Origin of the sequence: Stutzerimonas stutzeri, from assembly GCF_002890895.1 — a bacterium.
Lineage (GTDB): Bacteria > Pseudomonadota > Gammaproteobacteria > Pseudomonadales > Pseudomonadaceae > Stutzerimonas > Stutzerimonas stutzeri_AB.
In genome coordinates this window covers 1-14,562 of sequence record NZ_POUL01000008.1, presented here as the reverse complement: position 1 = coordinate 14,562, position 14,562 = coordinate 1, and the positions used below count along the sequence as shown (strand labels likewise).

The window sequence follows — 14,562 nt, the reverse complement described above, 5'->3', positions numbered from 1 at the left end:
CAGGCGCAGCCCGTAGCTAGCCGGCACTCCCAGGAAGCCGCTCATGCAAACCGACCTCGACGCCTACTTCGAACACTTGCGCAGCGAGCGGCAAATGTCGCCACATACACTCGACGGCTATCGTCGCGACCTGGCCAAGGTGGTCAGCTTCTGTGACAAGCAGCGACTGGCCGACTGGCAGCAGCTGAAAAGTCCGCATGTACGCCAGCTCATTGCCGAGCAGCATCGCCAGGGCCAATCCGGACGCAGCCTTGCTCGGTTGCTGTCGTCGATGCGTGGGCTGTATCGCTATCTCAATCAGGAGGGCCGCTGCGCCCACGATCCGGCTGCCGGCATCTCCGCACCCAAGGGTGAACGGCGCCTGCCGCGACTGCTCGACACCGACCGCGCCATGCAGCTGCTCGATGGCGGTATCGAGGACGACTTCATCGGCCATCGTGACCAAGCGATGCTGGAGCTGTTCTATTCATCAGGATTGCGCCTGGCCGAGCTGGTCGGACTTGACCTCGATCAGCTGGACCTGCCCGACGGGCTGATTCAGGTTCAAGGCAAGGGCAACAAGGCGCGGGTGCTACCCGTCGGCCGCAAAGCGCTCGAAGCCCTTGAGGCCTGGCTGCCGCTGCGTGCGTTGAGCAATCCGGTGGATGGCGCCGTGTTCGTCAGCCAGCAGGGGCGGCGCCTGGGACCACGAGCAGTGCAGCTAAGGGTGCGCCAGGCGGGCGTGCGTGAGCTGGGTCAGCACCTGCACCCGCATATGCTCAGGCACAGCTTTGCCAGCCACATGCTGGAATCCTCCCAGGATTTGCGCTCCGTGCAGGAGCTGCTCGGCCATGCAGACATCGGCACCACTCAGATTTATACCCACCTGGACTTCCAGCATCTGGCCAAGGTCTATGACCAGGCGCACCCACGCGCCAAACGCAAGCAAGGCAGTGAACCATGAGTATTCAACTGATCACCTTTGACCTTGACGACACACTGTGGGATGTCGGCCCGGTCATTCACAGCGCGGAGAACAGCCTGCGCGACTGGCTGGGTCAGCATGCACCGCGGCTTGGCGGATTTCCGGTGGAATCGCTCGCCGCGATCCGCCGCATGTTGGTCGAGGCCGAACCTGGTCTCAAGCACCGTATCAGCGAGCTGCGCCGCCGCATCCTGTTCCACGCCCTGCATGACGCCGGCTACTTGGAAGGCGAGGCAGGCACCCTCGCCGATCAGGCATTTGAAGTCTTTCTCGAGGCGCGCCACGCCATCGACCTCTTTCCTGATGTACACCCTACGCTTGAGCATCTGGCCAATCACTACACGCTTGGCGTGCTGACCAACGGCAACGCGGACATCCGGCGGCTGGGCTTGGCCGACTATTTCCAGTTTGCCTTGTGCGCGGAGGAGCTGGGGATTGGCAAGCCGGACCCTCGACCGTTCCAGGAAGCGCTCGCGCGAGCGGGCGTAGCCGCCGAGCACGCCGTCCATATCGGCGACCATCCTGACGATGACATCGGCGGAGCGCAGCGCGCTGGCGTTCGTGCCATCTGGTTCAACCCGGGCGGAAAAGCGTGGCAGCACGAAGGCCAGCCCGACGCCGAGGTTCGCAGCCTGGCAGAGTTGCCTGCGCTGCTCGCCCGGTGGCGATAGCCTGACGCTCCCGCAGATACGACAAAGCCCAACACAACCGTGCTGGGCTTCTTAGCGGTCCCGCCTGGCGACGTGACCTATTGTCCAATCAGAACTTCTCGACGTTAGATAGGGCGGCTGCCGTATTTACTGTCGGGCTTCTTCGGCGGATCAGCGACGACGTTGGGTTCGACTTCCTGTACGCGCCCCCCGCGTGCCAGAAACTCTTCCATCGCACGAGCCAACTCGTCCCGTTCCTTCTGCTTGGCCTCCAGACTCGGCAGCTCTTCGACAACAACCGCCTTGGCCTTCTTTTTACTGGTGGGCGTCGCACGGTCACTGTCAGTGCTTTCGTCGTCGGCGCTGTTTTCGGCTTCGCCGTCATCGGCAGCAGCCAACTCCTCGCCCTCGTCCTCGTCCTCGTCGTTTGTGTCCAGATCGTCTTGTTCTAATTCTTCGTCGCTCATGTTCAACCTCGTACTTGCCAAAGCGGAAGTTATAGCCCAGCGATGTGCTTTGTTCGCCATCGCCAAAAAAAATTCAACTTGCCATTCCGTGCAACGTGGCCAGTACTTGCCTGGCGCCACCTTGATCCCGGTGTTCCCCCAGATAGACGCCCTGCCAGGTCCCCAGCGCCAAGCGCCCCTCGCGTACGGGCAAACTCACCTGGCAACCCAACAGGCTCGCCTTGAAATGTGCCGGCAGATCGTCCGGCCCTTCGTAATCGTGTTCGTAGCCAGCTTCGCCCTGCGGCACAAGACGGTTGAAAAACCGCTCGAAATCGCGCCGGACTGCACCATCGGCATTCTCATTGATGGTCAATGAAGCCGAGGTATGCCGCAGCCACAGGTGTAACAGACCGGCCTCGCATTGTTGCAGTTCCGGCAGCTGTGCAAGCAGCTCGTCGGTTATCAGATGGAAGCCTCGCGGCCTCGGGCGCAGCGTGATGAGTGTCTGTCGCCACATTCTCAAAGACCCCTTCGGCTCTTGAACGCGCGCATTCTAGCGCGGCGCCAGAAAAAACAAAGGGCGCCCTGAGGCGCCCTTATCAACAGCGGTGAACTCAGCGCTTGTTGGTGAACTCCGGATAAGCCTCGAGGCCGCACTCGACAACGTCGACGCCCTCGTATTCTTCCTCTTCGCTCACCCGCAGCCCCATGACCGCTTTGAGGATGCCCCAGACGATCAAGCTGGCAATGAACACCCAGGCGAAGATCGACACCAGGCCCAGCAACTGCGCGCCGAATGTCGCGTCCGCATTGGTCAGCGGCACCGCCAGCAGACCCCACATGCCCACCACGCCATGCACCGAAATGGCACCGACCGGGTCATCGAGCTTGAGTTTGTCCAGGGCCAGGATGCTGAAGACCACCAGCACGCCACCCACGCCACCGATGAGCACCGACTGCAGCGCGCTTGGCGTCAGTGGCTCAGCGGTAATCGCAACCAGGCCAGCCAGCGCACCGTTTAGGACCATGGTCAGATCCGACTTACCGAACAGCAGACGTGCCGTGATCAGCGCCGCAACCAGGCCACCGGCGGCCGCCATGTTGGTGTTGGTGAACACCTGAGCTACAGCGTTGGCGTCTTCGATGGTGCTCATCTTCAGCTGCGAACCGCCGTTGAAGCCGAACCAGCCCATCCACAGGATAAAGGCCCCCAGGGTCGCCAACGGCAGGTTGGCGCCGGGAATCGCGTTGATCTGTCCGTTAGGGCCGTACTTACCCTTGCGCGGACCAAGCAGCAGCACGCCAGCCAGGGCAGCGGATGCGCCCGCCATGTGCACCAGACCAGAGCCCGCGAAGTCGAGGAAACCGGCCGCATCGAGGAAACCGCCGCCCCACTTCCAGAAGCCCTGTACGGGATAGATCACGCCAGTCATCACCACCGCGAAAGCGATAAATGCCCAGAGCTTCATCCGCTCGGCCACTGCACCCGACACCACTGACATGCAGGTTGCGGCGAAGACGACCTGGAAGAAGAAGTCGGCACGGGTCGAGTAATAAGGCGCGTCCTCGCCCCCTGCGGCGACTACGTCGACGGCGTTCTCGTCACCGATCAGGAAGCCCAGGCTCGGCAGGATGCCGCCGTCCGGGCTGGAATACATGATGTAGTAACCGATCAGCAGGTACATGATCGATGCCACGGCGTAGAGCACGATGTTCTTGGTGAGGATTTCAGCGGTGTTTTTCGCCCGAACCAAACCGGCTTCGAGCATGGAAAAACCGGCGGCCATCCACATCACCAGCGCACCGCAGATGAGGAAGTAGAAGGTATCGAGTCCGTACTGGACGGGTATCAAAGCTGTGCTATCCATTTTTTATCACCTTTTGCCGAGCGCCTTACAGCGCTGTTCGGTTAAGGCGCCCGGGTTGGCTCCGGGCGCACTCCGTGTGCTTACAGGTTGTAGCCGCGCTCGTTGTGCAGGCTGAGGTCCAGGCCGATGGTTTCTTCTTCTTCGGTGACACGCAGCCCCATTACCACATCGATCACCTTGAGGATCACGAAGGTGACGATGGCGGTGTAGACGACGGTGAAGAGCACGCCCTTGAACTGGATCCACAGCTGCAGTGCGATGTTTTCCACCTCACCGAAGCCGCCCAGTGCCGGGGCCGCAAACACACCCGTCAACAGCGCACCGACGATGCCGCCGACCCCGTGCACACCAAAGGCGTCCAGGGAATCGTCATAACCGAGCTTGCGTTTAAGGCTGGTGGCACAGAAGAAGCAGATGACGCCCGAGGCGAGACCGATGATCAGCGCGCCCATCGGGCCGACCGTGCCGGCGGCTGGGGTGATGGCAACCAGGCCGGCCACCACACCTGAAGCGATGCCCAGCGCGCTGGGTTTGCCGTGGGTCAGCCACTCAGCAAACATCCAGCTCAGCGCAGCCGCAGCGGTTGCGATCTGGGTAACCAGCATGGCCATGCCCGCGGTGCCGTTAGCAGCCAGCGACGAGCCGGCGTTGAAGCCGAACCAGCCGATCCAGAGCATCGCCGCGCCGACCAGGGTGAGGCCGAGGTTGTGCGGCGCCATCGGGGTGGTCGGAAAGCCCTTGCGCTTGCCGAGCACTATGCAAGCCACGAGGCCAGCAATACCCGCGTTGATGTGGACCACGGTGCCGCCCGCAAAATCAAGCACGCCCCAGTCCCACATCAGGCCGCCGTCGCCGCCCCAGACCATATGGGCGATCGGCGCATACACCAGCGTGAACCAGACGCCCATGAATACCAGCATCGCGGAGAACTTCATGCGCTCGGCGAAGGCACCGACGATCAGCGCCGGGGTAATGATGGCGAACGTCATCTGGAAGGTGATGAACACGCTTTCCGGTACGGTGCCGGTGAGGCTGTCGGGCGTCAGGCCACTCAGGAATGCACGCCCGAGTCCGCCGACGAAAGAGTTGAGGTTGGTGACGCCTGCTTCCATGCCCGCCGTGTCGAACGCCAGGCTGTAACCGTAGACCATCCACAGGATGCTCATCAGGCCGGTGATGGCGAAGCACTGCATCATGACCGAGAGGATGTTCTTGGAACGGACCATGCCGCCGTAGAACAGCGCCAGGCCTGGAATCGTCATGAACAGCACCAGCGCAGTGGCTGTGAGCATCCATGCCGTATCGCCGGAATCAAGCGTTGCCTCCTGCGCCATGGCGATGCCGGGGCTTATCAGAGACAAAAGGGCTCCTAGCCCTGCGAATTTTCGCAGAGTCATGGTTTTACTCCTGGGGCGTGGGGTTCGTAGGCCTGCTAGGCAGGCAATCGCAAATGCTCGGGCGGTGCGTGGCGACGTGTCGGGCGTTACCGCCCGGTCAAACGTGCGCTACGCGCCGGAACGTCAGATTGCGTCGGTATCGGTTTCGCCAGTGCGGATGCGAATGGCTTGCTCCAGATTCACGACGAAGATCTTGCCGTCGCCAATCTTCCCGGTGTTGGCCGCCTTGGTGATGGCCTCGATCACGCGATCGAGCTGGTCATCGGCGATTGCTACGTCGATCTTCACCTTCGGCAGAAAATCGACCACGTATTCAGCCCCGCGATAAAGCTCGGTATGACCTTTCTGGCGACCGAAACCCTTGACCTCGGTGACCGTGATGCCTTGTACGCCAATCTCGGACAGCGACTCGCGTACGTCGTCCAGCTTGAACGGCTTGATGATGGCAGTGACTAGTTTCATGAAACTTCTCCCGTTTAGGTGGACTTGCCCCAGAAGTACGAACCCGGCTCAAGTCTAAGCGCAGTGTCTGGCTCTTGTAACGCGCCGGCGTTGCCGAGCGACCATCCGACACCATCAACCGATCCGACGAAACGTCCCGAATCGCCTATGCACCGCAACCTGCTGGTGCATACGTCACATGGACCTAAGCAGAATCAATGCCAGCTTTTTGCAACGCCCGGCCTCAGGCGCTCCGCAAAGGCGGCGCGAGCCCACGGCACAACCCGCCCGCCGGATCACGCACCATGCCGGTGCATGGCAGCGCAACGGCGTGCCCGCAATCGTGCACTGGCGCCTGCCGGACGGCTGAACAGCCCGTGCTACACTGCGCGTCGCTCAGAAACAGGTGATGCTCATGTTCCCACCCAAAGCTTTTCTCGACGCCGTCGGCGCCCAGGCCTCACGGCTTTTCAGCGGTGAAAACCCCTTGCCTCGCGCGGAAGTGGAAGCCCAGCTCAAAGGCATCGTGCAAGGTGCGCTGAGCAAGCTCGATGTGGTCAGCCGCGAAGAATTCGACAGTCAGATGGTGGTGCTTGCGCGCACCCGCGCGAGGCTCGAAGCCCTCGAAGCCAAGGTCGCCGAGCTGGAAGAGAAACTCGCGCCACCCGCCTCCGAATAGGCCGGCTGGCGTCACGATCAAAGGAGTGATCGGATGTCCCTCGCAATTGTCCACAGCCGCGCCCAGGTCGGCGTGGAAGCGCCCACCGTGACGGTGGAGGCGCACCTCGCCAACGGGCTGCCTTCGCTGGCTCTGGTTGGCTTGCCGGAAACGGCCGTCAAGGAAAGCAAGGATCGCGTGCGCAGCGCGATCCAGACGTCCGGCTTCGACTTCCCGGCTCGACGAATCACCCTCAATCTTGCTCCAGCCGATCTACCGAAGGATGGTGGCCGTTTCGATCTGGCCATTGCGCTGGGCATATTGGCGGCGAGCGGTCAGATTCCCGCCGACCGCCTCGACACGCTCGAATGCCTGGGCGAGCTGGCGCTTTCGGGCTCACTGCGACCGGTTCAGGGCGTGCTGCCTGCAGCTCTCGCGGCCCGCCAGGCCGGGCGTGCGCTGTTGGTACCGCGAGCCAATGCCGAGGAAGCCAGCCTGGCCTCGGGATTGGTGGTCTACGCGGCCGACCATTTGCTGGAAGTCGCTGCACATTTCAACGGTGTGACTCCAATCGAACCCTTCCAAGCCCAAGGGCTGTTGCGTCAGGTGCTGCCCTACCCTGATCTCGCTGATGTGCAAGGCCAGGCGGCAGCCAAACGTGGGCTGCTGGTGGCTGCAGCAGGTGGCCACAACCTGTTGTTGTCAGGACCACCTGGTACCGGCAAGACCTTGCTGGCCAGCCGGCTACCCGGCCTGCTTCCGCCTCTGGATGAACAGGAAGCGCTGGAGGTCGCCGCGATTCAGTCTGTCGCCAGTCAGTCACCGCTGGCGCATTGGCCGCAGCGCCCTTTTCGGCAGCCCCATCACAGTGCATCAGGGCCAGCACTGGTAGGCGGCGGCAGTCGGCCCAGGCCGGGCGAAATCACCCTGGCGCATCAGGGCGTGCTATTTCTCGATGAGCTCCCCGAGTTCGACCGCAAGGTCCTTGAGGTTCTACGCGAGCCGCTGGAATCCGGCTGCATCGTCATCGCACGGGCACGCGACAAGGTGCGCTTCCCGGCACGTTTCCAGTTGGTCGCGGCGATGAACCCCTGCCCGTGCGGCTACCTGGGCGACCCGAGCGGTCGCTGCCGCTGTTCGCCGGACCAGATTCAACGCTACCGCGGCAAGCTCTCCGGGCCGCTGCTTGATCGCATTGACCTGCATCTGACGGTCGCTCGAGAAGCCACCGCGCTGAACGCACCGCTGGCAGGCAACGAAACCACCCAGCGGGTCGCCGCCCAGGTGGCCGAAGCGCGGCGCATTCAGCTCAATCGACAGGGCTGCGCCAATGCCTTCCTCGATCTTGCCGGTCTGCGCCGTTATTGCGCATTGCAGCCCGAGGACCAGCAGTGGCTCGAGCGCGCCTGCGAGCGCCTCGGACTGTCACTACGCGCTGCACACCGAATCCTCAAGGTCGCACGCACCCTGGCGGATATTCAGCAGGCCGAATCCATTGGTCGCGCGCATCTGGCCGAGGCATTGCAGTACCGGCCAGGCAGCCAGGCGGGTTGAACTCAGGGACCGAACCCATTGCAGGCTCAACGGTGATAAACCTGGCTCACGCAGCCGCCTGAAAAGACCAAAAAAAACGCTGCACATGGCTGCATCGTGCGGTCACATCCAGGCGCCCCACTCCCAACGCCAGGGTGCGGGCCCGGTCTAAAGCTGACCGATATGTTAGATTGCGTCCTCTTCGCCACAGGCGGCCACTCCCCAATCTGTAATCAAGGAGCGCAGCATGGAGGCCAACAAGTCTTCCTCTCCCACCCTCAATCCCCCGGTGTTCTACGGCTCTGCCGTGCTCATCCTGTTGCTGGTGATCTACAGCGTCGCTACCCCGGAACACGCTCAAGGCGTGTTCAGCGACGTCCAGGCCTGGATCATCGCCAACGTCAGCTGGCTCTACATTCTTGCTGTCGCGGTCATCCTGCTGATGGTCGTGCTGCTGGCGCTCAGCCGTTATGGCGAGATCAAGCTGGGCCCTGATCACAGCGAGCCGGACTACAGCTATCTGACCTGGTTTTCGATGCTGTTTTCGGCAGGCATGGGTATCGGCCTGATGTTCTTCGGCGTGGCCGAGCCGGTCATGCACTTCCTCTCGCCTCCGGTGGGCGAAGGCGGCACCGTCGCCGCCGCGCGCGAAGCCATGAAGATCACCTTCTTCCACTGGGGCCTGCATGCCTGGGCCATCTACGCCATCGTCGCGATGATCCTGGCCTACTTCAGTTTTCGCCAGGGACTGCCACTGACCCTGCGCTCAGCCCTGTATCCACTGATTGGCGAGCGCATTCATGGGCCGATTGGGCATGCGGTGGACATCTTCGCCATCATCGGTACCGTGCTGGGGGTTGCCACCTCGCTGGGGCTCGGTGTCACCCAGATCAACACTGGGTTGAATCACCTCTATGGCCTACCCATCTCCGTACCGGTGCAGATCATGCTGATCGCCGGAACGACCGTCCTGGCCACCATCTCGGTGGTCACCGGCCTGGACAAGGGCGTACGGCGACTGTCCGAGCTGAACCTGACGCTGGCCGTCCTGCTGTTGATACTGGTGCTGGTCGCCGGCCCGACCGTGTTCATCCTGCAGACCTTCGTGCAGAACACCGGTAACTACTTCTCCCAGATCGTCACCGCGACGTTCAACCTCTATGCCTACGAACCGAACGACTGGATCGGCGGCTGGACCCTGTTTTACTGGGGCTGGTGGCTGGCCTGGTCGCCCTTTGTTGGCCTGTTCATCGCGCGCATTTCGCGCGGCCGCACCATCCGTGAATTCGTCACCGGCGTGCTGCTGGTGCCGACGGCCTTCACCCTGCTGTGGATGACGGTATTCGGTGACACGGCCATTCACATGATTCTCTGGGACCATGTCACCAGTCTGGGCGAAGCCATCGAGCGCGACAGTTCACTGGCATTGTTCGCCTTCCTCGAATACTTCCCCTTCGCCTCGCTGCTGTCGCTGATCGCCATCATCATGGTGGTGGTGTTCTTCGTCACCTCGGCAGACTCCGGCGCCCTGGTGGTGGACATGCTCGCCTCCGGCGGCATGGACAAGACGCCGACCTGGCAGAGGGTGTTCTGGGCCGCTTCCATGGGCATCGTCGCAATCGCACTGCTGCTCGCCGATGGGCTGACCGCTCTGCAGACAGCGACCATTGCCAGTGCCTTGCCCTTCACCGTGGTGCTGCTCTGCGCCATGTGGGGATTGCTCAAGGCGCTGCGCGTGGATGCCACCAAGCAGGGCCTGCGCTACCAGGCAGTCAGCACTACCCCGACCGCTCCGCAGTCAGAGGGTGGCTGGCGCAGCCGGGTACAGAACATGACCCGCTATCCGCGCCGTCGCGATGTAGAACGCTTCCTCAACGAAATCGCAGCGCCCGCCTGCGCCGCTGTCGCCGAGGAGTTGCGCAAGCAGGGTTATGGGGTCGAGCTGACTACCGGCGAGGACAACCGAACCGGACTGCATATCACCCACGAAGGCGCCCCCGATTTCTTCTATCAGGTGCGTCCACGCGGCTATCCGATGCCGAGCTTCGTCGCGACCGAGGAGGAGGATGGCGATGAGCCCACCTACTTCCGCGCCGAGGTCCATCTCAAGGAAGGCGGGCAGAACTACGATGTGATGGGCTGGAGCCGAGACGGCGTGATTGGCGACATCCTCGACCAGTACGAGAAGCACATGCACTTCCTGCACATGGTTCGCTGATGCACTGCGCCGGGCTCATGCCCGGCGCTTCGTTTCAACCGCTGGCTTCGGCCGCGTATCCGCCATTGAGAAAAGAGCCGAGCTCGGCCAGGGGCAGCGGCTTGCTGATTAGATAGCCTTGCACCTGGTCTGCACCGAAGCGCCGTAATTGGCCGAGCTGCGCCGCCCCCTCCACGCCTTCAGCCACCACTTCCAATCCCAGGTTGTGCGCCAGGTCGATCATTGCGCGAACCAGCCGGCCGTTCTGGGGCCGCGCGGCCATCTGGTCAACGAAACTCTTGTCGATCTTCAGCAGGCTGATCGGCAGTCGGCTGAGGTGTACAAACGACGAGAATCCGGTTCCGAAATCATCCAGCGAGAAACGCACACCTAGCGCGGCCAAGGCGTTCATGGTGCCGCGCACCTGATCGCTGCGCCGCATCACTGCGGTTTCGGTAAGTTCGAACTCCAGCCAGTGCGGATCGACACCGCGCTCCGCGATGAGCCGCTGAAGGGTTGTCAGCAACTGGCTGTCCTGAAACTGGCGGAACGACAGGTTGACGGCCATGTGTAGCTCGCCTGCACCGCTTTCGCGCAAGCTTTGCATGTCACGCAACGCACGTGCGATTACCCAGTAGCCGAGCGGTACGATCAAGCCGCTTTCTTCGGCCATGGGGATGAATTCGTCCGGCCCGAGCAGACCACGCTCGGCATGCGGCCAGCGCACCAGCGCCTCCATGCCTACGATGCGACCTGTATCGATGCAGAGCCGCGGCTGATAGTGCAGCTCAAGGTCATCGCGCCGCAGCGCTCGCCGCAACTCGCCTTCAAGGTCGGCAAGGTGACAGGCGCTACGGTTGACCCGCTCGTTGTAGAGATACCAGGTACAGCCTTGATTCGCTTTCGCTTGGCGCATGGCCACCTGCGCCAGCCAGAGCAGCTGATCGGGGTCTGTATCGGCCTTGGCGTGCGCCAGCCCGAGACTGCAGCCAAGCATCAGGGTATCGCCGTCAATCCAGTAGGGTTCAGCCATCGCCTCGACGATTCGGTCTGCGATTTGCTCCGCACGATTCGGCTGACGCTCTGTATCGAGTAACAACGCAAACTCGTCGCCGCCCAGACGCGCCAGGGTGTCACCCACTTCCAGCTGCGCCTTCAAGCGCGCCACGACCTGCAGAATCAGACGATCCCCCGCCTGATGCCCAAGGGCATCGTTGACCCGGCGAAAGTTGTCCAGGTCCAGGCAACCGAACGTCAGACCTTGCCCCTCATGCTCGGCCAGGCGCGATGCGAGCAACGCCTGAAAACCCTGGCGATTGGCGATGCCGGTCAGCGGGTCCTGTACGGCCAGCCTCTGCAGCGCGCCCTCCAGGTTGCACCGTTCGCGCGCATAACGCACACAGCGCCCCACCATGTCCGTGCTCAAACGAGGGCCGGGGAGCCAGTCGATGGCACCCTCCGGCAGTTCCGCGGGTTCATCTTCGAGCAACAGCACGGTAGGCCAGGGGAAGTGCGCCGCCTCGGGGCGACAGCCCGGCGTGGCAATCAACAGGGCGTGGCTGGACTCGGCAAGCAGAGCGGTGGCGGCCGACCAGTCTTCGGCCACGCTCAGCCGATGACGGCCGCGCACAGACGAAAGGGCAACCTGAAGCTCTTCGGCCCACTTGGGCACATCGGCCAGCAGAACCAGACGCATGGGTTGTGTAGACGATCTCACGGTGTTTCCCCGGTTCGAACGGAGCTGGAGGTGGCTCGCCACCTCGACGGTTACACCTCCCTGTGTGAAGCGGGGCGGCAAGCTGAGCAGCCTAAAACGGGCGCCGCGCGCATAGACTAGTGCATCGTGACGAATAACCCAGCCCTGTCGGCGACGACCGGTAGCGCCAGGGCCCGGACGTTACCAATTAGCGGGGCCAGCCCTGCTAAACTCTCGCCCCCGCTTCAACAGACCAAACGAGAATGTCCCGACTCAATCCCCGGCAGCAGGAAGCCGTGAACTACGTCGGCGGCCCCATGCTGGTGCTCGCCGGTGCCGGTTCCGGCAAAACCAGCGTGATCACTCGCAAGATCGCCTATTTGGTGCAGCAGTGCGGCATCCAGGCCCGCCACATCGTCGCCATGACCTTCACCAACAAGGCCGCACGCGAGATGAGGGAACGCGTCGGCACGCTGCTCAAAGGTGCCGAGGCGCGAGGGCTGACCGTGTCCACCTTCCACAACCTGGGGATGAACATCATCCGCAAGGAATACGCGCGCCTGGGCTACAAGCCCGGCTTCTCGATCTTCGATGACGGCGACATCAAGGCGCTGCTCACCGACATCATGCAGAAGGAGTATTCCGGCGATGATGGCGCCGACGAGATCAAGAACTACATCGACAGCTGGAAGAATGACCTGATCCTGCCTGACGAGGCACTGGCCAATGCGCGCAACCCCAAGGAACAGACTGCCGCCATCGTCTACCTGCACTACCAGCGCACGCTCAAGGCCTACAACGCAGTGGACTTCAACGACCTGATCCTGCTGCCGGTCAAGCTCTTCCAAGAGCACGCCGACATCCTGGAGAAGTGGCAGAACCGCATCCGCTACCTGCTGGTCGACGAATACCAGGACACCAACGCCAGCCAGTACCTCCTGGTGAAACTGCTGGTCGGCATGCGCAACCAGTTCACCGTAGTTGGTGACGACGACCAGTCGATCTACGCCTGGCGCGGCGCGCGCCCGGAAAACCTGATGCTGCTCAAAGAGGACTACCCGTCCTTGAAAGTGGTGATGCTGGAGCAGAACTACCGCTCCACCAGTCGCATCCTCAAATGCGCCAACATCCTCATCGCCAACAACCCGCACGTGTTCGAGAAACAGCTTTGGTCGGACATGGGCCACGGCGACGAGATCCGCGTGATCCGCACGCGCAACGAGGACGCCGAGTGCGAGCGCGTAGCGCTGGAGATCCTCACCGAGCACCTGCGTACCCAGCGCCCCTACAGCGATTTCGCAATTCTTTATCGTGGCAACTACCAGGCCAAGCTGATGGAGCTGAAGCTGCAGCACCACCAGATTCCCTATCGCCTGTCCGGCGGCACCAGCTTCTTCGCCCGCCAGGAGGTGAAGGACCTGATGAGCTACTTCCGCCTGCTGGTCAACCCGGACGACGACAATGCCTTCCTGCGAGTGATCAACGTGCCGCGCCGGGAGATCGGCTCCACCACCCTGGAAAAGCTCGGCAACTACGCCAACGAGCGCAAGATCAGCATGTACGCCGCCGCCGACGAGATCGGCCTGGGCGAACACCTCGACGCTCGCTTCACCGAACGCCTGGCGCGCTTCAAACGTTGGATGGACCGCGTGCGCCAGGAGTGCGCGCAGAACGACCCGATCGCCGCCATTCGCAGCATGGTGATGGACATCGACTACGAGAACTGGCTGCGCCAGAACGCTTCCAGCGACAAGGTGGCCGATGCGCGCATGGGCAACGTCTGGTTCCTCGTCGATGCGCTGAAAAGCACGCTGGAAAAAGACGAAGACGGCGACATGACCATCGAGGACGCCATCGGCAAGCTGGTGCTGCGCGACATGCTCGAGCGCCAGCAGGAAGAGGAAGAAGGTGCCGAAGGCGTGCAGATGATGACCATGCACGCCTCCAAGGGCCTGGAATTCCCCTCGGTGTACATCATCGGTTTCGAGGAGGAGATCCTGCCGCACCGCTCCAGCATTGAGTCCGACACCATCGAAGAAGAGCGGCGCCTGGCCTACGTCGGCATCACTCGCGCAAAGCGCAACCTGGCGCTGACCTTTGCCGCCAAGCGCAAGCAGTACGGCGAGGTGATCGACTGCACGCCGAGCCGCTTCCTCGACGAGTTGCCACCCGAGGATTTGGTCTGGGAAGGCCAGGAAGACGCACCGGTCGAAGTCAAAGCGGCCCGCGGCAACGATGCGCTGGCGGCGATGCGGGCGATGTTGAAGAAGTAGCCGCAGGCGGTTCAGGCAGACGTAGGGTGGATCACGCTCCATCGACCCACCGGATCGCGATTGACCGGGTGGCGATCCACCGGGTGACGATCTACGGTGGCGATTGACCGGCGGGCAATTCACCACATGGCGCGGCACCGAGCGGGACCACGGTGGATGAAAACGGCGTTATCCACCCTACCCATTGCCGAACCGAGCAGCCACCGTAGGGTGGATCTCGCTACATCGATCCGCCGGGTAGCGCTCACCCGGGTAGCGCTCACCCGGGTGGCGCTCCCCCGGTACGTCACGGTGGATGTAAGAAGCGACATCCACCCTTGTATCTCGACTACCACGCTATGTTGGGGTGATAGTTCCCGACTGATCATCGGGGGAAGGCCAGGAAGCCGTATCCACCCTTAGGCTTTGAGCCTGCGACGTAGATAGCGCTGCGGCC

At 62.5% G+C, this 14,562-nt stretch carries 12 protein-coding genes; 6 read left to right on the top strand and 6 right to left on the bottom strand.

Features of this window, described 5'->3' with window-relative positions; translation table 11 throughout:
* Positions 1-43: 43 nt before the first annotated feature.
* Together xerC and CXK96_RS15125 are read left to right on the top strand one after the other, a co-directional pair.
* Positions 44-943, top strand: coding sequence for a tyrosine recombinase XerC (xerC, locus tag CXK96_RS15130; RefSeq protein WP_102837272.1), 900 nt, complete (start codon positions 44-46; stop codon positions 941-943).
* Complete coding sequence (locus tag CXK96_RS15125) at positions 940-1,635, top strand: HAD family hydrolase (RefSeq protein WP_102837271.1); 696 nt, start codon at positions 940-942, stop codon at positions 1,633-1,635. Before xerC ends, CXK96_RS15125 begins: the two co-directional genes overlap by 4 nt.
* Positions 1,636-1,739: 104 nt before the next feature.
* Here the strand turns inward: CXK96_RS15125 and sutA are convergent, their stop codons facing one another.
* The 5 genes from sutA to glnK form a co-directional block, all read right to left on the bottom strand.
* Entirely contained in the window at positions 1,740-2,081 is a 342-nt protein-coding gene (sutA, locus tag CXK96_RS15120; protein ID WP_102837270.1) for a transcriptional regulator SutA, read from the bottom strand.
* A 73-nt stretch (positions 2,082-2,154) separates the two neighbouring features.
* The gene (locus CXK96_RS15115) at positions 2,155-2,580 is read right to left on the bottom strand and encodes a secondary thiamine-phosphate synthase enzyme YjbQ (RefSeq protein WP_102837269.1); all 426 of its coding nucleotides are present in this window, start codon (positions 2,578-2,580) and stop codon (positions 2,155-2,157) included.
* A gap of 97 nt (positions 2,581-2,677) precedes the next feature.
* Positions 2,678-3,931: an ammonium transporter gene (locus CXK96_RS15110; protein ID WP_102837268.1), complete on the bottom strand. Its 1,254-nt coding sequence runs from the start codon at positions 3,929-3,931 to the stop codon at positions 2,678-2,680.
* An 80-nt stretch (positions 3,932-4,011) separates the two neighbouring features.
* Complete coding sequence (locus CXK96_RS15105) at positions 4,012-5,328, bottom strand: ammonium transporter (RefSeq protein WP_102837267.1); 1,317 nt, start codon at positions 5,326-5,328, stop codon at positions 4,012-4,014.
* Between the two features lie 123 nt (positions 5,329-5,451).
* On the bottom strand, positions 5,452-5,790 hold the full coding sequence (gene glnK / locus CXK96_RS15100; protein ID WP_003096476.1) for a P-II family nitrogen regulator: 339 nt from the start codon (positions 5,788-5,790) through the stop codon (positions 5,452-5,454).
* 394 nt (positions 5,791-6,184) lie between these two features.
* On the opposite strand from glnK, the gene CXK96_RS15095 reads away from it, so the two are divergent.
* The 3 genes from CXK96_RS15095 (at position 6,185) to CXK96_RS15085 (ending at position 10,178) form a co-directional block, all read left to right on the top strand.
* Positions 6,185-6,448, top strand: a complete 264-nt coding sequence (locus CXK96_RS15095) for an accessory factor UbiK family protein (protein ID WP_102837406.1) — start codon at positions 6,185-6,187, stop codon at positions 6,446-6,448.
* A gap of 33 nt (positions 6,449-6,481) precedes the next feature.
* Complete coding sequence (locus CXK96_RS15090; RefSeq protein ID WP_102837266.1) at positions 6,482-7,981, top strand: YifB family Mg chelatase-like AAA ATPase; 1,500 nt, start codon at positions 6,482-6,484, stop codon at positions 7,979-7,981.
* 226 nt (positions 7,982-8,207) lie between these two features.
* The gene (locus tag CXK96_RS15085; RefSeq protein ID WP_102837265.1) at positions 8,208-10,178 is read left to right on the top strand and encodes a BCCT family transporter; all 1,971 of its coding nucleotides are present in this window, start codon (positions 8,208-8,210) and stop codon (positions 10,176-10,178) included.
* Positions 10,179-10,212: 34 nt separating this feature from the next.
* Here CXK96_RS15085 and CXK96_RS15080 read toward each other — a convergent pair whose 3' ends face one another.
* A complete protein-coding gene (locus tag CXK96_RS15080) occupies positions 10,213-11,853 on the bottom strand; it encodes a putative bifunctional diguanylate cyclase/phosphodiesterase (protein ID WP_102837264.1) in 1,641 nt (546 codons plus the stop codon).
* 263 nt (positions 11,854-12,116) lie between these two features.
* On the opposite strand from CXK96_RS15080, the gene rep reads away from it, so the two are divergent.
* On the top strand, positions 12,117-14,126 hold the full coding sequence (gene rep / locus CXK96_RS15075) for a DNA helicase Rep (protein ID WP_102837263.1): 2,010 nt from the start codon (positions 12,117-12,119) through the stop codon (positions 14,124-14,126).
* The last annotated feature ends 436 nt before the right edge of the window (positions 14,127-14,562 follow it).